This is a genomic window from Jeotgalibacillus sp. 10bf12 (assembly GCF_055597105.1).
The window spans coordinates 880,153-899,821 of the sequence record NZ_CP200276.1; the positions used below are offsets into that span (position 1 = coordinate 880,153).

Annotated in this window: 18 protein-coding genes and 1 pseudogene; all 19 read left to right on the forward strand. The window is 44.9% G+C overall.

Annotated features, from left to right (window positions below; genetic code table 11):
* Positions 1 to 49: 49 nt before the first annotated feature.
* Complete coding sequence (locus tag DH10bf12_RS04180; protein WP_471737333.1) at positions 50 to 1,369, forward strand: ubiquitin-like domain-containing protein; 1,320 nt, start codon at positions 50 to 52, stop codon at positions 1,367 to 1,369.
* 101 nt (positions 1,370 to 1,470) lie between these two features.
* On the forward strand, positions 1,471 to 2,031 hold the full coding sequence (gene rnmV, locus DH10bf12_RS04185) for a ribonuclease M5 (RefSeq protein ID WP_471737334.1): 561 nt from the start codon (positions 1,471 to 1,473) through the stop codon (positions 2,029 to 2,031).
* The gene (gene rsmA / locus DH10bf12_RS04190; RefSeq protein WP_471737335.1) at positions 2,024 to 2,902 is read left to right on the forward strand and encodes a 16S rRNA (adenine(1518)-N(6)/adenine(1519)-N(6))-dimethyltransferase RsmA; all 879 of its coding nucleotides are present in this window, start codon (positions 2,024 to 2,026) and stop codon (positions 2,900 to 2,902) included. The genes rnmV and rsmA overlap by 8 nt, the downstream gene beginning before the upstream one ends.
* Positions 2,903 to 3,001: 99 nt before the next feature.
* On the forward strand, positions 3,002 to 3,862 hold the full coding sequence (yabG, locus tag DH10bf12_RS04195) for a sporulation peptidase YabG (RefSeq protein ID WP_471737336.1): 861 nt from the start codon (positions 3,002 to 3,004) through the stop codon (positions 3,860 to 3,862).
* Positions 3,863 to 3,977: 115 nt separating this feature from the next.
* Entirely contained in the window at positions 3,978 to 4,241 is a 264-nt protein-coding gene (gene veg, locus DH10bf12_RS04200) for a biofilm formation stimulator Veg (RefSeq protein ID WP_041120769.1), read from the forward strand.
* A gap of 451 nt (positions 4,242 to 4,692) precedes the next feature.
* Complete coding sequence (locus DH10bf12_RS04205) at positions 4,693 to 4,878, forward strand: small, acid-soluble spore protein, alpha/beta type (protein WP_404406625.1); 186 nt, start codon at positions 4,693 to 4,695, stop codon at positions 4,876 to 4,878.
* Positions 4,879 to 6,025: 1,147 nt separating this feature from the next.
* A complete protein-coding gene (gene ispE / locus DH10bf12_RS04210; RefSeq protein WP_471737337.1) occupies positions 6,026 to 6,892 on the forward strand; it encodes a 4-(cytidine 5'-diphospho)-2-C-methyl-D-erythritol kinase in 867 nt (288 codons plus the stop codon).
* Between the two features lie 59 nt (positions 6,893 to 6,951).
* Complete coding sequence (purR, locus tag DH10bf12_RS04215; RefSeq protein ID WP_471737339.1) at positions 6,952 to 7,794, forward strand: pur operon repressor; 843 nt, start codon at positions 6,952 to 6,954, stop codon at positions 7,792 to 7,794.
* Between the two features lie 200 nt (positions 7,795 to 7,994).
* Entirely contained in the window at positions 7,995 to 8,369 is a 375-nt protein-coding gene (locus tag DH10bf12_RS04220; protein ID WP_039806155.1) for a RidA family protein, read from the forward strand.
* Positions 8,370 to 8,689: 320 nt separating this feature from the next.
* Entirely contained in the window at positions 8,690 to 8,983 is a 294-nt protein-coding gene (gene spoVG / locus DH10bf12_RS04225) for a septation regulator SpoVG (protein ID WP_471737340.1), read from the forward strand.
* A gap of 224 nt (positions 8,984 to 9,207) precedes the next feature.
* Complete coding sequence (gene glmU, locus DH10bf12_RS04230) at positions 9,208 to 10,581, forward strand: bifunctional UDP-N-acetylglucosamine diphosphorylase/glucosamine-1-phosphate N-acetyltransferase GlmU (protein ID WP_471737341.1); 1,374 nt, start codon at positions 9,208 to 9,210, stop codon at positions 10,579 to 10,581.
* Positions 10,582 to 10,593: 12 nt separating this feature from the next.
* Positions 10,594 to 11,553 (forward strand): ribose-phosphate diphosphokinase, encoded by a 960-nt coding sequence (locus DH10bf12_RS04235; protein ID WP_471737342.1) that lies wholly within the window; start codon positions 10,594 to 10,596, stop codon positions 11,551 to 11,553.
* A 587-nt stretch (positions 11,554 to 12,140) separates the two neighbouring features.
* Positions 12,141 to 12,815 carry a 50S ribosomal protein L25/general stress protein Ctc gene (locus DH10bf12_RS04240; protein ID WP_471737343.1) on the forward strand — a complete coding sequence of 225 codons (675 nt, stop codon included), beginning with the start codon at positions 12,141 to 12,143 and terminating at the stop codon, positions 12,813 to 12,815.
* A 129-nt stretch (positions 12,816 to 12,944) separates the two neighbouring features.
* Complete coding sequence (pth, locus tag DH10bf12_RS04245; protein ID WP_471737344.1) at positions 12,945 to 13,508, forward strand: aminoacyl-tRNA hydrolase; 564 nt, start codon at positions 12,945 to 12,947, stop codon at positions 13,506 to 13,508.
* Between the two features lie 67 nt (positions 13,509 to 13,575).
* Complete coding sequence (locus tag DH10bf12_RS04250; RefSeq protein ID WP_041120779.1) at positions 13,576 to 13,803, forward strand: anti-sigma-F factor Fin family protein; 228 nt, start codon at positions 13,576 to 13,578, stop codon at positions 13,801 to 13,803.
* Between the two features lie 57 nt (positions 13,804 to 13,860).
* On the forward strand, positions 13,861 to 17,406 hold the full coding sequence (gene mfd, locus DH10bf12_RS04255) for a transcription-repair coupling factor (protein WP_471737345.1): 3,546 nt from the start codon (positions 13,861 to 13,863) through the stop codon (positions 17,404 to 17,406).
* A 99-nt stretch (positions 17,407 to 17,505) separates the two neighbouring features.
* Positions 17,506 to 18,042, forward strand: coding sequence for a stage V sporulation protein T (gene spoVT / locus DH10bf12_RS04260; protein WP_471737346.1), 537 nt, complete (start codon positions 17,506 to 17,508; stop codon positions 18,040 to 18,042).
* A gap of 283 nt (positions 18,043 to 18,325) precedes the next feature.
* On the forward strand, positions 18,326 to 18,637 hold the full coding sequence (locus DH10bf12_RS04265) for a transposase (protein ID WP_471735040.1): 312 nt from the start codon (positions 18,326 to 18,328) through the stop codon (positions 18,635 to 18,637).
* A 14-nt stretch (positions 18,638 to 18,651) separates the two neighbouring features.
* Positions 18,652 to 19,518, forward strand: a pseudogene (locus DH10bf12_RS04270) (IS3 family transposase); the annotation flags it as partial.
* Positions 19,519 to 19,669: the final 151 nt, after the last annotated feature.

The following is a 19,669-nucleotide window of genomic DNA, read 5'->3' on the forward strand; positions in this document are numbered from 1 at the left end:
TCTGTTCAAATAGTCTTTATAATCACTCGGAGTAAAGGAGGAGTTTTTCATGCAATCAGATAAAAACATGAAAAACCTGTTTCCAAAGTCTATGAGTAAGAGGAACTGGGTCTATTCTTTAGTAACTTTAACTGTATTTGTTTTAGTTGTAGGTTTCCTTTTTCAGGAAGGTATGAAGAAGACGGTAGCCCTTTCCTTAAATGGTGAAGAGCAATTGGTGCGCACAAACGCTGCCACTGTTGAAGATATATTTGCAGAGCTAGAAATGGATATTCACTCAGAGGACTATTTATACCCCTCAGGCGATACGGAGATCTACCACGATATGACCGTACGCTATAGAGCGGCGAAACAGGTGTCATTTGATTTAGGCGGAGAGACGCAGGAAATCATGACAAATGCACAAACCGTAGGAGAGTTCCTGCGTAAAGAACAGTTAGAAGTAAGTGACGTAGACAAGCTGTCGCATTCACTGGATGAAAGCATTGAGGAAGATATGACACTTTCACTAGAAAAAGCTTTCGCATGGACGCTTGTAAATGGGACTGACAAAGAAGAGGTTTGGTCGACTTCGATCACCGTCGCTGACTTTTTAAAACAGCATGAGATTAAGCTGGATCAAGATGATCGCGTAGAACCATCTGAAGACACTATGTTGACGGAGGGCGCTACTGTGAAGATCGTCCACGTTGATAAGGTCACCGATGTGGTGGAAGAGACGAAGGACTTCAGTGTGGAACAAAAAGATGACAATACATTAGCCGAGGGTTCTGAAAAGGTTGTTCAGGAAGGCGAAGAAGGTCTGATTGAAAAAACATACGAAGTTGTAAAAGAAAACGGAAAAGAAGTATCCCGTGATCTGAAAGAAGAAAAGACTGTCAAAGAAAGCAAAAATAAAGTCGTTGCCGTTGGCACAAAGAAGCCAGTTGTTGCCAGCGTTCCACGTGAAACAACGAAAAAAGCAGCAGTATCAACAGCGTCAGCGGCTCCATCTTCAAATTCAACGGCTTCAAATTCAAGTGCTTCAACTGAGGCATCATCACAGCCAGCTCAGACAGCTTCATCATCTGAGCCATCGGGCCGTGAAATGACAATGACTTCAACAGCATACACAGCATCTTGTGCAGGCTGCTCAGGTATTACAGCTACAGGGATTAACCTGAAAGCAAATCCTGGTATGAAAGTCATCGCTGTAGATCCATCTGTTATACCGCTTGGATCGCGCGTATATGTTGAAGGCTATGGTTATGCAATTGCCGGAGATACAGGCGGAGCGATAAAAGGAAACAAGATTGATATCTTTATCGCTGACCGTGCTTCAGCACTTGCGTGGGGTAACAGAACAGTGAAAGTAACGGTTATGCCGTAACAGACTATACGAAAAAACAGAGGGAGTATTCTCTCTGTTTTTTGTGCGTTCAAAAGCATTTTCGGCTATAATGAAGCACAGAAACGATTTCGGAGGATGCAATGAAACTTAAAGAAATTATCGTTGTAGAAGGCAGAGACGATACGACAGCAATAAAGCGTGCAGTCGATGCTGACACAATCGAAACAAACGGCTCTGCTGTTTCACAAAAGACATTGGAGAAAATACGTCACGCCCAGGAAAAGAGAGGCGTCATCATTTTAACGGATCCTGATTATCCGGGGCAGCGGATCAGACAGATCGTCCAGGAGGCCGTACCAGGCTGTAAGCATGCTTTTATCGAAAAGCAGGACGCGCTGCGTAAAAAAGGACGCGGGCTTGGCGTTGAGCATGCCTCGCCTGATATTATCCGTCAGGCACTCAAGGATGCCCATCTCATGTCACAGGAACCTGTTGAGCTGATTACAAAAGAAGATCTGGTAACAGCGGGACTCATTGGCGGACCGAAGGCAAAAGCCAGAAGAGAAAAGCTTGGTGCTGAACTTAAAATTGGTTATGTAAATGGCAAGCAGCTATACAACCGTCTGATGATGTTTGAAATTACCAAAGAAGATTTTGCCGAGGCGCTAAAGCGCATTTTACAGGAGGGAAATAATGAATAAAGATATTGCCACACCCGTCCGTACAAAGGAAATCATGCAAAAGTACGGCTTCTCATTTAAGAAAAGTCTTGGACAGAACTTTCTGATCGATCCGAACATTCTTCAGAACATCGTTGGTCATGCAGGTCTTACAAAAGAGCATGGCGCAATTGAAATCGGTCCCGGTATCGGTGCGTTGACTGAGCACCTGGCACGCGCTTCTAAGAAAGTTGTCGCATTTGAAATTGATCAGCGACTGCTGCCAATTTTAGATGATACGCTATCACCATACGATAATATCAAGATCCTTCACAAGGACGTGCTGAAAGCAGATGTGCAGCAGGTAATGACAGAAGAATTTGCTGACATTGAAGATGTGATGGTCGTTGCAAACCTTCCTTACTACGTCACGACACCGATTATTCTGAAGCTGTTAATGGAAGACCTGCCGATTAAAGGCCTTGTTGTCATGCTTCAAAAAGAAGTAGCAGATCGTATTGCAGCTAAGCCCGGAACGAAAAATTACGGGTCTCTTTCAATTGCGATTCAATATTACACGGAAGCCTCAACGGTCATGATTGTACCGAAAACCGTCTTTATTCCTCAGCCGAATGTAGATTCAGCTGTCATTAAACTAATCAAGCGTGATCGGCCGCCGGTTGAAGTAACAAATGAAGATTTCTTCTTCACGGTAACACGTTCCTCATTTGCGCAGCGGAGAAAGACGATTCTAAACAACCTGACAAGCCAGCTGCCTGATGGGAAAGCAAAGAAAGAGGACATTCTTAACGCGCTTGAACAGGCTGGTATTGAGCCTTTAAGACGTGGAGAGAGCCTTTCAATTCCTGAATTTGCAACGCTTGCGAATGCATTGTATCCATATTTTTCATAAGGGTAAACTCCGGCTGTGTGCCGGAGTTTTTATTTTGCGTCATTCACCCCTGCAAATGCGGATGCATATAGTAACTGCATGGGCCGGATAGGAGGGTGAATGCCGGTGGATTGGATCAGTCAGCTGGTTGGACGGAAATCGTATCATTGTGACGTGGTTTTTGTTGTGGCTGCTGTTGAGGAGCGTGAGGACGGTCAGTATGCCATTCTATATGGAAGAGATATCAGACTCGTTGCGGATGCACCGGTTGAGGATCTCGAGCTACTTGACGAGGAACGTCTTGCAAAAGCAGACCGGCAAATGAAAGAAATGAAAGAGAACAGGGCAAAGTCAGCTGCAGAAAAAGAGAGAAAAACGGATGCTCTTTCATTTCATTTGCCTGGTCGCGTGCTGCACCTTGATGGTGATGAGCGTTATTTAAAGAAGTGCCTGAAAATTTACAAAGATGCCAACGTGCCTCATATTGGCGTTCATTGTCCGGAAAAAGAAATGGCGGATCGTATTCAAGAGCTGATTATCCGCTATCAGCCGCAAATTCTTGTGTTAACGGGACACGACGCCTATTTGCCGGCACAGGGCAAAAAAAGTGACCTGAAGGCTTACAGGCACTCTTCTTCATTCGTAAATGCAGTAAAGAATGCCCGTAAAATTGTCCCTTACCTTGATCAGCTGGTGATTTTTGCAGGGGCCTGTCAGTCTCACTTTGAATCCATGATCTACGCCGGTGCCAACGTTGCGAGCTCACCTCTGCGTGTCAATATTCATGCACTTGACCCCGCCTACGCGGCAAGCATCATCAGTTATATGTCGATTCATTCAATGTTTACAGTCGAAGATCTCCTTCCGCACACACTGGCAGATGATAACGGAATCGGTGCAATTGAAACGCGCGGCGTCCTCAGAATCGGTATGCCATATAAGAAAGAAATGTATACAGAGACACAAAACGACAGCATCTAAGCATTTTGGCGGAATAAAAACATTGACATTCACTAAAGAGAATTGATAAAATGAATATTTTATTTGACCAAAACGTAATATTTTGGTATACTAATGTCAGTGAGGTGGAAGCGGAATGCCAAAAACGTTAGCTGATATTAAGAAAGCACTTGATGTGAATCTTGGAAAACGTCTATTGTTAAAAGCCAATGGTGGAAGACGCAAGACAATTGAGCGTTCAGGAGTTTTGACTGAAACATATCCTTCAATCTTTATTGTGGAGCTTGATCAGGACGAAAATGCTTTTGAACGGGTATCGTATAGCTACACCGATGTACTAACTGAAGCGGTTGAACTGACTTTTATTGAAGAAGGTTCAGAAGCTGCAAGCGTAAGCTAATGAAATCATAATGATTTTTTATGGGCGGTCTGCCCGGATAACTGATTGTCAGTTATCCGGGCAGACCGCCTTTTTGCTATATCAAAAGAACAAATAGAAGTTTTAATGACGTGAAACATTCATCCATAATCTGCATGGCATAGTGCCTGATGCTTTGAGGCAGGTTAAAAGGGCATGACCAAGACTGAAAAGCGTAAGCGCCTTGAACAGACCCGATCAGTATAAGACGTGCTGAGATAAGCGGGTGACCTATCCCATATTCTCAAGATGGCTTATGACTCGAGGGTCTAGGCGCTGAAACTGGACATCACCGAAAAGTGGAAGTGCCTTGCTCAGACCCGATAAGCATAAGACGGCTTGAGAGAAATGGGTGACTTATCCCATATTCTCAAGATGGCTTATGACTCGAGGGTCTAGGCGCTGAAACTGGACATCTAAAGGGGATGAAATCATGAGCAGAAGAAGAGGCGTAATGTCAGATCGGCTCAAGGAAGAAGTCGCCAAAGAACTCGGGATCTATGATACGGTGCAGCAGGAAGGCTGGGGTGGCATCAAGTCCCGGGATGCCGGTAACATGGTAAAGCAGGCTATTAAAATGGCTGAGCGTCAGCTGGGAGACCAGTCAGAACCACGTTAACCGGATGGTACATGCAGAACGGAACCGTCCGGGTAATGCCGGGCGGTTTTTCTGAGTAGAATAGCGGCGGACGGTTGGGGTAGGGGTCACTCTCATAGGTTTTGTGATCAGGTTCGATGATTTTGAGTAACCTGCCAGGCTGTTTTTTGGCCTGGTGCAATTGTTGTTTGATCGACCGTGGCTTTTATCTATTGTCTTTTGGGTTTTATCTATGGCCTTTTGATTTAATTCCATCACCTTTTTGATTATTCAACCGCTGGGCTGTGTCGCACGGATATTTCTTTCATCTTTTTATTTTTATCTATCACCTTACGTATGATTCCATCACCTTTTCAATTAATTCAACGCCCCCATTCGTAATCCCCCAATCATGGAAAATCCACCTTGTACGCCCGCTTCCACTTTTCTAAGTTGTCCAGTTCCAGCGCCCAGCCCCTTGGGACATAAGCCGCGAATCGGTAAACGGGAAAGCCCACCCGTTTTCCGCTCCGCGTCTTAAGCCTGTCGGGTCTAAACGGGCGCCTTCCACTTTTCGCGGTTGTCCAGTTCCAGGCGCTAGCTCCTCGAGTCATAAGCCACATTACGAAAACGGGAAGAGCGCCCGTTTCTCGTAATGCGTCTTATGCTTGTCGGAGCTTAACAAGCGCCTTCCATTTTTCGTGGTTGTCCAGTTCCAGCAGGCAGGGGCTAGTGCGGTTCCCTCAGCTCCTTAAGATCAGTCAACATCGATTCACTCCGTTCATCGTGTTTCCTATATCTCAATCCGCTTCAGTCCACCGCATACGCCCCTAAACGCCTGCTTCCACTTTTCTAAGTTGTCCAGTTCCAGCGCCCAGCCCCTTGGGACATAAGCCACGAATCGGTAAACGGGAAAGCCCACCCGTTTTCCGCTCCGCGTCTTAAGCCTGTCGGGTCTAAACGGGCGCTTCCACTTTTCGCGGTTGTCCAGTTCCAGCAGGCAGGGGCTAGTGCGGTTCCCTCAGCTCCTTAAGATCAGTCAACATCGATTCACTCCGTTCATCGTGTTTCCTATATCTCAATCCGCTTCAGTCCACCGCATACGCCCCTAAACGCCCGCTTCCACTTTTCGTGGTTTATTGCTACAATAACTTCAATGACTTGAAGGAAGATTGAGGTGTGTGGATTTATGATGATGGTGAAAGCACCAGCGAAGATTAATCTTTCGCTGGATGTGCTCCATAAGAGGCCTGATGGGTTTCATGAGGTGGAGATGGTCATGACGACTGTGGACCTGGCTGATCGTATTGAGCTGGATGAAACGAAAGGAAATCGGATCCGGATTATCTCGCATGACCGTTTTGTACCGAGTGATCACAGGAATCTGGCATATAAAGCAGCGGAGAAGCTGCAGAAGAAGTATAACGTGAAAAAAGGTGTGGATATTACAATCCATAAGCAGATCCCTGTTGCAGCAGGTCTTGCAGGGGGCAGCAGTGACGCAGCAGCTGCTTTGAAGGGGTTAAACGAACTATGGGCGCTTGGTCTGTCTAATGATGAGCTAGCGGAGATTGGTTCAGAAATCGGCTCTGATGTGGCATTTTGTATTTATGGGGGCACGGCGCTTGCGACTGGCAGAGGTGAGAAGATTCAGGAGCTGCCGACACCGCCAAAGTGCTGGGTCATTCTTGCGAAGCCATCGATCGGCGTATCGACAGCGGACATTTACCACAACCTGAAGCTTGAAAAGGTGGAGCATCCGAATACAGCTAAAATGGTACAGGCGATTGAAGAAGGGGATTATCAGGGGGTGTGTGATCATCTTGGTAATGCGCTTGAGTCTGTTACGCTTCAGCTATATCCGGAAGTGAAGCATATTAAAGAGCAGATGCAGCGTTTTGGTGCTGATGCAGTATTGATGAGCGGAAGCGGGCCGACTGTTTTCGGACTTGTGCAGTATGAATCAAAAGTTCATCGCGTCGTAAATGGCCTTCGCGGCTTTTGTGATCAGGTTTTTGCGGTAAGAATGCTCGGCAGCCGGGCACCTCTTGCTTAAAAACGTACGATAATGATATAGTTACTATACATTATTCGGGTTTTGGGAGGTTTCACCGCATGAAAATTAAACGAAGTGAACGCCTGATTGATATGACGCATTATTTATCAGAACATCCACGTGAACTGGTTTCGCTCACATTTTTTGCAGAGCGCTATTCCTCAGCTAAATCCTCGATCAGTGAAGATTTAGTGATTGTAAAGGAAACATTTGAAAACAGAGGGATCGGCTCTTTGCAAACGGTACCGGGTGCAGCTGGCGGGGTGCGCTTTATCCCGGGCATTAAAAAAGAACAGGCAGAGGAAGCGCTTCAGGTTTTATGTGACCAGGTAAGTAAATCTGACCGGCTGCTGCCGGGCGGTTATTTATTTATGACGGATATTCTTGGCGATATTCATCTGATGAACCATGTCGGCAAGTTATTTGCAGGCGCATTTGCCAATCAGCAGATCGATCTTGTCATGACGGTGGCGACAAAAGGAATCGGGATTGCGCACGCCGCAGCACGTTACCTTGGCGTACCGGTGGTTGTAGCAAGACGCGACAGTAAAGTAACAGAAGGCTCAACTGTCAGCATTAATTATGTGTCCGGTTCTTCTAAAAGAATCCAGACCATGGTGTTATCTAAAAGAAGCGTGAAACAGGGTGCGAGAGTACTAATTGTTGATGATTTTATGAAAGCCGGCGGTACAGCGGCAGGTATGAAAAATCTCCTTGAGGAATTCTCAGCAACTGTTGCAGGCACGGGTATTTTCATTGAATCAGAGCAGGACTCTGAAGAGCGTCTTGTAGAAGATTATATTTCACTGCTAAAACTGAGAAGTGTTGATGAAAAAGGTAAAACGATCCAGGTTGAATCAGGCAACTACTTTGATCGTGTATCGTCCTTTTTAAAGCAGTAGCTGTATAAAAGGCGATTATTGTTTTTTCACAGTTGATGATTGAAGCGGAAGGGGGCGACTCCTGCGGGAAAACGATCGTGAAAGACCCCGGAAGGCAGTGGTTTTCTGCCTGACCTGAGCGTTCGTCCGCGGAAAGCGTCCCCCTAGAGCGGAAATCATCAACCAGCGTTAAAGAGTTGAAACCATAGGGAGGCATTCACATGAAGTTTGTACAGACAGATCAGGCACCACAGGCAATTGGCCCGTATTCTCAAGGAATGGTCGTAAACAATATGTTTTACAGCTCAGGTCAGATTCCACTGACACCTGAAGGTACACTTGTAGAAGGCAGTATTGAAGACCAGACGCATCAGGTATTCAATAACCTGAAAGCCGTACTTGAAGAAGCGGGTGCTTCATTCTCCACAGTGGTAAAAGTCATGGTTTTCTTAGATGATCTAAGTGATTTTGATGCAGTAAACGCAATTTATGCAGAGTATTTCGGTGACCACCGTCCTGCACGCTCATGTGTAGAAGTATCTAAGCTGCCAAAAGGCGCAGGCATCGAAATTGAAGTTATTGCACTGGTTAAATAATAAGTAAAAAAGCTTTTTTCTGAGGGTGAGCTACCTGATGAAAAAAGCTTTTTTTGTTATTTAAGTCTATCGTAGTGTCTGTAAAGCTGGTGATTGGAGCGTAAGAGGGCGGGAAGGCTATGGTAAAGTCCTGAGGTCTGCGGGTTCACCTTCCGGCCTAGGAAAGCGTCTCCTAAATATGGAATTAACAGCCGATTTGAGCAAAGATTTATTTTTTGGAAAATAATATGACTATTTTCACTTTTCAGGTAGGGATATCGACCTTTCGTATAGAAGTAGAGGGGAGGCTTGTACTAGGGGGAGAAAGGTGGTGGAAATCAGTGGAAGTAACAGATGTAAGACTTAGGCGAGTGAGCTCAGATGGCAGGATGCGTGCAATCGCTTCCATCACGCTTGATGGAGTGTTTGTCGTACATGATATCCGTGTCATTGACGGGAACAATGGATTATTTGTGGCAATGCCAAGTAAGCGTACGCCAGATGGTGAATTCAGAGATATAGCCCATCCGATTAATTCTGAAATGAGAGATATTATTCAGAGTTCGGTGCTGGCTGAATACCATCAGGACCATAGTGAACAATCAGAAATAACATATGAAGAAGCGGGCGTATAACAGCCTGGTACTTACTGGATAAGGCTGAAGTAAAACAAGCCATCAAAAAAGCGTACGATTTTGTCATATTGGCAGAATCGTACGCTTTTTCATTTCTTAGGTCATTAGACAGGCGTCTATATTTCAAATTGATAACAGATTCTTCTGAAATTACCGCTTTCCTTGAAATGAATGCGTTTTTGTAATATATTCAAAGTGGAAAAATGTTGACTGGAGGACCAGTAATGTCGAATCGATATGCGGTAATTTTAGCAGCGGGTCAGGGGACTCGTATGAAATCAAAATTATATAAAGTACTTCATCCTGTTTGTGGAAAGCCAATGGTTGAGCACGTGTTAGAACAGGTTAAGGAAGCAAATATGCAAGAAGTCATTACCGTTGTTGGTCATGGTGCTGAACTTGTTCAGTCCAAGCTTGAGGGTCGTTCTGAATTTGTTCTTCAGGCTGAGCAGCTGGGAACTGCCCATGCTGTTATGCAGGCGAAAGACCGTTTACAGGGGAAAGACGGTATCACTTTAGTCGTATGTGGTGATACACCACTTATTACAACTGAAACAATGTCTTCGCTGATTCAGCATCATGAGGAACAACAGGCGAAAGCGACAATCCTGACAGCTCATGAAGACAATCCGGCTGGGTATGGCCGTATTATCCGCGGGGAAGATGGTCTTGTAACTAAGATCGTTGAACACAAGGATGCGAATGAAAAAGAGCTTGCAGTGCAGGAAGTTAATACGGGTACGTACTGCTTTGATAACAAAGCGCTCTTTGAAACACTTGAAAAAGTAAATAATGATAATGTACAGGGTGAATACTACCTGCCTGATGTGATTGAAATTCTGAAAAATGAAGGACAGGCAATCGCTGCCTATCAGACGCCTTCATCAGATGAAACGCTTGGCGTAAATGACCGCGTCGCTTTATCAAAAGCAGAGCAGCTGATGCGCAAGCGAATCAATGAACAGCAGATGCGTAACGGTGTCACACTGATTGATCCAGCTTCCACTTATATTAGTGCGGATGCAGTGATTGGAAGTGATACCGTAGTTTATCCGGGTACTGTCATTGAAGGAAACACTGTAATCGGTGGAGAGTGTACAATTGGGCCAAACAGTGAAATTAAAGACAGCAAAATTGCCGACCGTACAGTGATCAAGCAGTCTGTCGTACATGACAGTGAAATTGGTTCAGATGTCAACATCGGGCCGTTTGCACACATTCGTCCGCAGTCTGCCATTGAAGACGAAGTAAAGATCGGAAACTTTGTCGAAATCAAGAAAACACAGTTTGGTAAAGGCAGCAAAGCCTCTCACCTCAGCTATATTGGTGATGCAGAAGTTGGTTCTGGCGTGAACCTTGGCTGTGGATCCATTACTGTTAATTATGATGGACAGAAAAAGCATCTGACAAAGATTGAAGATGATGCATTCGTTGGCTGTAATTCAAACCTGATTGCACCTGTAACCATTGGAAAAGGTGCTTATGTTGCTGCGGGCTCCACGATCAATAAGGATGTACCGGGTGAAGCATTATCTATCGCCCGTGCCCGTCAGGAAAATAAAGAAGGCTACGCTAAAAGAATCAACACTAAAAAATAACTGGAGGCTGTCATGTCTACTGAATATGCCAATTCTAAATTAAAAATCTTTTCACTGAATTCAAATCCCAAGTTAGCAGAGGATATTGCAGAATCAATCGGTACGAAGCTTGGAAAGTGCTCAGTTACACGCTTCCAAGATGGCGAAATTCAAATTAACATTGAAGAAAGTATTCGTGGCTGTGATGTTTTTGTCGTTCAATCCACTTCAAGTCCGGTCAATGAAAATCTGATGGAGCTGTTAATCATGGTAGATGCACTGAAGCGTGCTTCCGCTAAAACAATTAACATTGTAATGCCTTACTATGGCTATGCTCGTCAGGACCGTAAAGCGCGTGCGCGTGAGCCAATCACTGCAAAGCTGATTGCAAACCTGCTTGAAACTGCAGGCGCTACACGTGTCATCACGCTTGACCTGCATGCACCGCAGATCCAGGGCTTCTTTGATATCCTGATTGATCACCTGCGCGGCGTGCCGATTATCGCTGAATACTTTATGCAAAAGAACTTTAACCCTGATGAGCTGGTGATCGTTTCACCTGATCACGGTGGTGTTACACGTACCCGTAAACTTGCAGAATACCTGAAAGCGCCAATCGCCATTATCGATAAGCGCCGTCCGAAGCCGAACGTATCAGAAGTGATGAACATCGTTGGCAACGTTGAAGGTAAGACTTGTATCCTCATCGATGACATCATCGATACGGCAGGAACCATCACACTTGCTGCAAACGCCCTGATGGACGTAGGTGCAAAAGAAGTTTACGCAAGCTGTACACACCCTGTACTTTCAGGACCGGCAATGGAACGCATTAATTCCTCTGCCATCAAAGAATTGGTAGTTACAAACTCAATCGCACTGTCTGAAGAAAAGCAGGGCGGCAAAATTGTAGAACTTTCAGTAGCAGGCCTGCTCGGTGAGGCCATCGTCCGCGTATACGAGCAGCAGTCTGTAAGTATGCTGTTTGACTAAAAGAAAAGCGTAAGGCGCTTGCTCAGCTCCGACAGGCATAAGGCACACTGAGAGAAAAGGGTGACCTTTCCCGTTTTCTCAGTGTGCCTTATGACCCGAGGAGCTAGCGCCTGGAGCTGGACAACATAGAAAAGCGTAGGTGAGCGCCTAGGGGCGTACACGTTGGACTGAAGCGTCGGAGATAAAGGAAACACAGTAAACGAAGTGAGCTGATGTTGACTTATCTTAAAGAGCTGAGGGAAGCGCACTAGCCCCTGCCTGCTGAAGCTGGACAACATAAAAAAGCTTAAAGCGCCAAAACTTCATACCGTAATCTGGACACCCCACATTACACAAAACAACAGATGTCCAGTACAGGGCGTCTGTTGTTTTTAAATTTATAAAAATACCACGAAGTCTGATTTAACACAGATTACCAGCAAAATTTCTAAACTTTTTGGGGTTTAACCGGATGTTCGCAGGGTAATGTAGTATATGGACATTTAAAATGAAAGCTTTGTGAAGGGTTTGTAGAATACGATTCGCTTTAAGCGGGCGTTCACAAAGCTGAAAACAAAAATGAAATTAACTTTGGAAGGTGATTAGACATGAGTTCAGTACTAAAAGCAACGAAAAGAGACAGTTTTAAAAATTCGGATTTAACAGAGCTTCGCAATGCGGGGAAACTGCCTGCAGTTGTATATGGCTATAAAGTAGAAAATACAGCGATCTCAGTAGACGAGATTGATCTTGTTAAAACGATCCGTGAAGTAGGACGTAACGGAATTATTGAACTTGATATTGAAGGCAGCAAGCAAAAGGTCGTACTAAGTGATTATCAGAGCGATTTCCTTAAAGATGAAATCATTCACGCTGACTTCCTTGCAGTGAATATGTCTGAGGAATTAACAGTAGATGTTGCAGTACACCTTGTTGGTGAAGCAGCTGGCGCTAAAGAAAACGGTGTTGTACAAACTGTACTTCACGAGCTTTCAATCTCAGCGAAGCCGAATGACATCCCTGAATCATTTGAGGTAGATGTAACGGACCTTGAAATTGGTGAGTCATTCAGCGTTGAGGATCTGCGCAGCAAGTATGATGTAACAATTAACCACGAGGATGACGAAACAATCGTTTCTGTTCTTGCGCCTCGTACAGAAGAAGAAATTGAAGAGCTTGAAGAAGAAGCTGGTGCAGGTGAAGCCGGTGCTGAAGACGCTGAAGGCGGAGAAAGCACTGAAGATACAGAAGGCGAATCTGAAACAGCTGAAGAAAAAGCATAAATCTTTCATTCATCGATTGAACGATGACAATCAGCGCAACCTTTCTTGTGGAGGTTGCGCTTCTTATCGTTTAGAATAAGTAAGTGTATTGATGAAAAAGATGTTTGAACGTATACAGAGGTGTAAATAATGAAATTAGTAATTGGTCTCGGGAATCCCGGGAAAACGTATGATAAAACAAAACATAATATCGGTTTTGAAGTCATTGATGAACTCGCTCAGCGCTGGAACGCACCGCTCATGCAGAGTAAGTTCAATGGTATATTCAGCAAGACAATCGTAAACGGGGAAAAAGTCATTTTACTAAAGCCGCTTACGTATATGAACCTGTCAGGGGAGAGCATCAGACCGCTAATGGATTATTTTCAGATTGACCCTGAGGATATCGTGGTGATTTACGATGACCTTGATCTTCCAATGGGGAAAATGCGCCTGCGTCAAAAAGGAAGCGCCGGCGGTCATAATGGGATTAAAAGCACGATTGCCCATTTAGGTACACAGGAATTTAACAGACTCCGTATTGGGGTTGATCGTCCGCCGCGCGGAATGAAGGTGCCTGATTATGTATTAAGCAGGTTTTCTAAGGAAGAATGGGCAGAGATGGAGCCTGTCGTTAAAAAAAGCGCTGACGCTTGTGAACGATTTTTAGAAAAACCATTTTTAGAAGTGATGAATGAATTTAACGGTGTCTAGATGAATATCCTGTTGCGTTTCTGCTTATACTAGACTATCAGCAAAGACGTGAGGGGAGATGACAGAATTGGCTGTTCATTATCATTGCCGGCATTGCAGAAGTGAAATCGGTACAATCGATTCGCCGCTGATGGATGCAGAACGACTCGGGTTGCATACCCTTTCAGCAGAGGAGCGTCGAAACATGATATCCTATACAGAAGGACATGTTCATATCCAGACGATCTGTGAGGATTGCCAGGAGTCCTTAGAACGGAATCCGGATTTTCATGAACTGGATCAATTTATACAGTAAAAAGCTTTGGATGCTGATCCAAGGCATTTTTCTGTTTATATCCGGGAGGAGAATAACTTGAAAACGTTAGTAGACGGTTTATTACAGGACCAGCAAATCAGGTCTGTTATAGAAGATTTGGATCAGGAGCGCGGGGAGCAGCTGCTTTCCGGGCTTTCAGGGTCTGCAAGAAGTACATTTATTGCCTCGGTATATGAACAATACAAGCGTCCGATGATGATCGTGACGCCTAATTTGCTGAGCGCTCAGAAATTATATGATGACCTTTCCCAGTCGATCGCTGAAGAAGCGCTTTATATGTACCCTGCCAATGAACTGATTGCTGCAGAAATGAGTATTGCAAGTCCTGAGCTTTTAGCGCAGCGCCTTGAAGCGATGAATCACCTGGCTGTAAATGGACAGGGTGTTTATATTGTGCCAATGGCCGGACTCAGAAAAATTGTACCGCCAAAGGGTCAGTGGGTTGATCACCAATTTACCCTCACAATCGGAACAGATATCGATGTGGATCAGACGCTTCTGTCTTTAATCAAAATGGGTTATCATCGCGCGGATATGGTCAGCAGTCCGGGCGAGTTCAGTATGCGCGGCGGGATTCTTGATATTTATCCGCTGACGTCAGACCCTGTGAGAGTCGAGCTCTTTGATACGGAAGTAGATTCAATCAGGACATTCTCAGCAGATGATCAGCGTTCGATTGAAACGCTACAGGAAGTCTCAATCGGTCCTGCAAGCGAGCTGATTATGGAAGGCGAGACGCTTGGTAAAATCGCTGACGAGCTGAGGGAGCGGCTGAAGACGAGCCTGAAAAAAGTGAAGCGTAAAGCAGTGAAAGAGACAATGGCAGAGCAGACGGAATATGATATTCATTTGCTGGAAAATGGCCGTAAGCCGGATCAGCTATTTAAATATCAGTCTCTTGCCTATTCGAAGCCTGCAAGTCTCATTGATTACCTGCCTGAAGACGGGCTTGTGATGTTTGATGAGATCAGCCGTATTTTAGAAATGGATGAAACGCTTGAAGCTGAAGAAGGGGACTGGATGATATCACTGCTTGAAGAAGGCAAAATGCTCCATGATATTCAGGTTTCACACAAGCTGTCATCCCTGATGACTGAAAAACGTCAGAAAGTGTATTTCTCCCTTTTCACAAGAAAAATCGCACATATGAATCCAAAGAAAGTTCATTCCTTCTCCTGCAAGCCGATGCAGAGCTTCCACGGGCAGATGCACCTGCTAAAAGCAGAGATTGATAGATGGAAGAAAGGTAAGTTCACAGTCGTGCTGCTTGCACCGGATGGACAGCGCCTTAATAAGTTTGAAAGAGTGCTCGCTGATTATGACATTGATGCGGTCATAGTAAAAGAAGGAGAGCCGCTTCTTCAGAATACAGTGCAGATCGTCAGTGGTTCACTTCAGTCCGGCTTTGAGCTGCCGATGAATAAGCTTGCTGTGATGACAGAAGAGGAATTGTTCCGTCAGAAAACGCGCAAGAAAAAACGCCGTCAAAAGCTTTCAAATGCAGAGAGGATCAAAAGCTATTCTGAACTGAAGGTCGGGGACTTTGTTGTTCACGTGAATCACGGGATTGGTAAATACCTTGGGATTGAAACGCTTGAGATCAATGGCCTTCACAAGGATTACCTGAATATTCACTATAAAGGGAATGACCAGCTGTACGTGCCGGTGGATCAGATTGATCTTGTGCAGAAGTACGTCGGTTCTGAAGGCAAGGAGCCGAAGCTTTACAAGCTCGGAGGCTCTGAGTGGAAGCGCGTTAAATCCAAAGTTCAGTCGACTGTTGCAGATATTGCAGATGACTTAATTAAGCTTTATTCAGAACGTGAAACTGCAAAAGGCTATGGATTCAATGAAGATACGGCTGAACAAAGAGATTTTGAAGCAGCCTTCCCTTATTCGGAAACAGAAGATCAGCTGCGTTCCATTGAAGAAATTAAAAAAGACATGCAGCGTGACCGCCCGATGGACCGTCTCCTGTGCGGTGATGTTGGTTATGGTAAGACAGAAGTTGCAATCCGCGCCGCATTTAAAGCAGTAATGGACGGGAAGCAGGTGGCGATCCTGGTACCGACCACCATTCTTGCCCAGCAGCACTACGAAACGATGATTGAACGCATGCAGGAGTTCCCTGTGAACGTTGGCCTCATGAGCCGCTTCAGAACGAAGAAGCAGCAGGAGGAAACAATGAAGGGGCTTGCGTCAGGCACTATTGATATTGTTGTTGGAACACACCGTCTGTTGTCAAAACAGATTAAATACCGTGATATCGGTCTGTTAATCATTGATGAAGAACAGCGTTTTGGCGTGACGCACAAAGAAAAGATCAAACAGTTGAAAACAAACATTGATGTACTGACATTGACAGCTACACCGATTCCTCGGACGCTGCATATGTCGATGCTCGGTGTACGTGATCTCTCGGTGATTGAAACGCCGCCTGAGAATCGTTTCCCTGTACAGACGTACGTAATGGAATATAACGGCGCGCTGATCAGAGAAGCCATTGAACGTGAGATGGCCAGAAGCGGGCAGGTTTATTTCCTCTATAACCGGGTCGAGGATATTACGAAAAAAGCAGATGAAATCGCTTCGCTTGTTCCGGATGCGCGGGTTGCGGTTGCGCACGGACAAATGACTGAAACCGAACTTGAATCTGTCATCTTCCAGTTCCTCGAAGGTGAGTATGATGTACTTGTGACCACTACGATCATTGAGACAGGTGTCGACATTCCGAACGTGAATACGCTGATCGTCTTTGACGCTGACCGTATGGGCTTATCGCAGCTTTATCAGCTGAGAGGACGTGTCGGCCGGTCAAACCGCGTGGCTTACGCTTATTTCACTTACAGAAAAGACAAAGTGCTGACTGAAGTAGCCGAGCAGCGTCTTCAGTCCATTAAAGAGTTCACAGAGCTCGGCTCAGGCTTTAAAATCGCCATGCGTGACTTGAGTATCCGCGGCGCCGGAAACCTGCTAGGGGCCCAGCAGCACGGCTTCATTGACTCTGTCGGATTTGACCTTTACTCTCAGATGCTGAAAGATGCGATAGAAGAACGGAAAGATCTGCTGCCTGGCGTCCAACCAGAGGACAGCCGCGAAAAGCAGCAGGCTGTTGAAATCGATCTGGATATTAAGCAGGATGCTTATATCCCTGAAAGCTATATTCCGGATGGCCATCAGAAAATTGAGATGTATAAAAAATTCCGCGGCTTGAAAACGATCGATGAAGTGATTGAACTGAAAGATGAAATGATTGACCGCTTCGGAGATTATCCGGATGAGGTGCATAACCTGTTCCAGGTCGCTGAAATCAAAGCATACGGTTATGAAGTCGGCCTGGAAACGATTAACCAGACAAAAGATGAAGTGAAAATTGAGCTGAGTGAAGGCGGTACGCAGAAAATAGACGGCGCCAAAGCCTTTGATATTACAAATGAATATAAGCGCAATGTAGGGCTTGGTTTTGAAAATAACAGACTGAAAATCACCTTTAAAATAAAAGGACAGAAGCCTGAATCATGGTTTTCAATGATCCATCATGTACTCTCGCGTCTACCTGAAACACTGAAAGAATCTGCTTAATGTGACGTTCTTTTACAAAAACTTTAACACATCGGTATAAATCTGAGGATTTACCCGATACTATCGTTAAAAGCAGCTGTAAAAGAAGGAGAGAGTCCGATGAAAGCAACTGGTATAGTCAGACGGATTGATGACCTGGGGCGCGTAGTTATCCCAAAGGAGATCAGACGTACATTAAGGATCCGTGAAGGAGATCCGCTTGAAATCTTTGTGGACCGCGATGGTGAGATCATTCTGAAGAAATACTCACCGATCCACGAGCTTGGAAATTTTGCAAAAGAATATGCAGAATCCCTATATGACAGCCTGCATCATGCTGTATTAATCTGTGACCGCGATCACTTTATTGCAGTAGCAGGTGCTTCAAAAAAAGAGTTCTTAAACCGCAGAATCAGTTCTCACACTGAAGAGATGATGGATGCCAGAAAAACGATGATGAAAGAAGAAGCGTTTTCGATGGAGCTTGTTGAGCATAATGAAGAGGATCTGGCTTCACTTGCTGCTTCTCCGATTATTGCTTCGGGCGATCCGATCGGTGCTGTACTTGTCTTTTCAAAGGATCATGCACTGACCGAGGTAGATCTGAAGGTATGTGAAACAGCTGCCCGCTTTTTAGGGCGTCAGATGGAAACTTAACCATATCCGGTTCGCCGGATATGGTTTTTTTAGAGGTGTGACGATATAGGTCGGTAGGGCAGTTTAGGTTATTCGATCAGGTTTTTATATTTATCTGACACCTTTGATTGGGATTTGATCACCTTTTAAGCCGATTCGGCCTGCACTGCTTTCCGGCTGTGGATTTACGTCAGCAATTTGATGGATTCCATCATCTTTCAGGTTTATTTGTCGTTAGTATATTTTGTGGACACACCAAAGTGATAGAATACAACTAATTGTAAATCATGGAGGAGGGTCTAAAATGGATCGGAATTATAAGCATTATGACGAAGGGTTTAAAAAGTATGTGGCGAAGCTGGTGGTGGATGATGGCAGAAGGATGGCGGATATTGAGCGGGAATTAGGAATCTCTTATCCAAGTCTTCAACGTTGGGTCAATGCTTACAGACAGGAAGAGGATGAAAAAAAGAAAACATCCCAGGAGGAACTCCTTACTGCTTCTGAATACAAAGCAAAACTCGAAGCGTCTGAGGCAGCACGCAAAGCAGCCGAAGAAGAAAATGACATCTTAAAAAAGGCTATGCACATCTTCACAGAAGACCCAAGAAAGTAAAGGTCTTTGAGTTTGTAGAGGCACATGATCAGGAACACCATGTGATGAAGATGTGCACACTCCTCGGGGTCTCGCGTTCAGGTTATTATTCATACCTTCAGCGTAAAAAGCAGGGGTCGTCTGAACAGGAAAAGAAAAAGGCGGCACTAGAGGAAAAGATCTCTCAGATCTTTCATGAAAGCTATGGGACATACGGAAGCCCAAGGGTACATGCCCAGCTGATACGAGAAGGATGGATCGTGTCTCAAAAAACCGTTGCCAACCGGATGAGAGAGCTGAATCTGATCGCGAGAACGCTTGTGAAGCGAGTGATGACGACAGATTCCAACCACCAAAATAGGGTCTATCCAAATACATTGAATCGCCAGTTCGAGCCTAAGCAGTTAAATATGGCTTGGGCTGTCGACATCACGTACGTGATGACCCTTGAAGGCACCCTGTATTTTAACCCTGTGATTGATCTTTGTTCAAAAAGGATTATTACTTACCAGATCGATGATCAAATGAAAACTGAACTACCCAAAAGAGCGTTAGAGGAAGCCATTATTCTCAGGAACCCGTCTGAAGGTTTGATCCACCATTCAGATCGTGGAACTCAATACACATCTGATGCTTACCTGGACATCCTTAAAAGGGTTGAAGCTGTCGTCAGTATGAGCCGGAAAGGCAATCCCTATGACAACGCATGTGCAGAGTCTTTTTTCTCAAGCTTTAAACAGGAATTCCTGTACAGAAAGCTGCCTCAAACGAAGGCAGAAGCACGTGCTTTGATTCATGAATATGTAGGATTCTATAATGAGCGACGTCTACACTCCACTTTAGGTTATCTGACACCGGTAGAGTTTGAGAGCATGAAGCGAAGTGAGGCAATAAGTGAATGATCCGGGAACCATTCACTTAAGAAAAGCAAAACCTGATTCTACAAAGGAATCAGGTTCAAAACGAGTGAAAAAAGTGATAGAGGCGTGTCCACTTTCTTGACATAAGCTCATATTCCATCACCTTTTCACTTATTCGGCCGCCGATGATTCT

Coding starts and splice junctions, on each gene's coding strand:
- glmU (WP_471737341.1), top strand. CDS start 9,208: ATGTCGAATCGATATGCGGTAATTTTAGCAGCGGGTCAGGGGACTCGT.
- purR (WP_471737339.1), top strand. CDS start 6,952: ATGAAAATTAAACGAAGTGAACGCCTGATTGATATGACGCATTATTTA.
- DH10bf12_RS04205 (WP_404406625.1), top strand. CDS start 4,693: ATGAGCAGAAGAAGAGGCGTAATGTCAGATCGGCTCAAGGAAGAAGTC.
- DH10bf12_RS04220 (WP_039806155.1), top strand. CDS start 7,995: ATGAAGTTTGTACAGACAGATCAGGCACCACAGGCAATTGGCCCGTAT.
- DH10bf12_RS04180 (WP_471737333.1), top strand. CDS start 50: ATGCAATCAGATAAAAACATGAAAAACCTGTTTCCAAAGTCTATGAGT.
- pth (WP_471737344.1), top strand. CDS start 12,945: ATGAAATTAGTAATTGGTCTCGGGAATCCCGGGAAAACGTATGATAAA.
- spoVT (WP_471737346.1), top strand. CDS start 17,506: ATGAAAGCAACTGGTATAGTCAGACGGATTGATGACCTGGGGCGCGTA.
- DH10bf12_RS04240 (WP_471737343.1), top strand. CDS start 12,141: ATGAGTTCAGTACTAAAAGCAACGAAAAGAGACAGTTTTAAAAATTCG.
- DH10bf12_RS04265 (WP_471735040.1), top strand. CDS start 18,326: ATGGATCGGAATTATAAGCATTATGACGAAGGGTTTAAAAAGTATGTG.
- DH10bf12_RS04235 (WP_471737342.1), top strand. CDS start 10,594: ATGTCTACTGAATATGCCAATTCTAAATTAAAAATCTTTTCACTGAAT.
- rnmV (WP_471737334.1), top strand. CDS start 1,471: ATGAAACTTAAAGAAATTATCGTTGTAGAAGGCAGAGACGATACGACA.
- rsmA (WP_471737335.1), top strand. CDS start 2,024: ATGAATAAAGATATTGCCACACCCGTCCGTACAAAGGAAATCATGCAA.
- ispE (WP_471737337.1), top strand. CDS start 6,026: ATGATGATGGTGAAAGCACCAGCGAAGATTAATCTTTCGCTGGATGTG.
- yabG (WP_471737336.1), top strand. CDS start 3,002: ATGCCGGTGGATTGGATCAGTCAGCTGGTTGGACGGAAATCGTATCAT.
- veg (WP_041120769.1), top strand. CDS start 3,978: ATGCCAAAAACGTTAGCTGATATTAAGAAAGCACTTGATGTGAATCTT.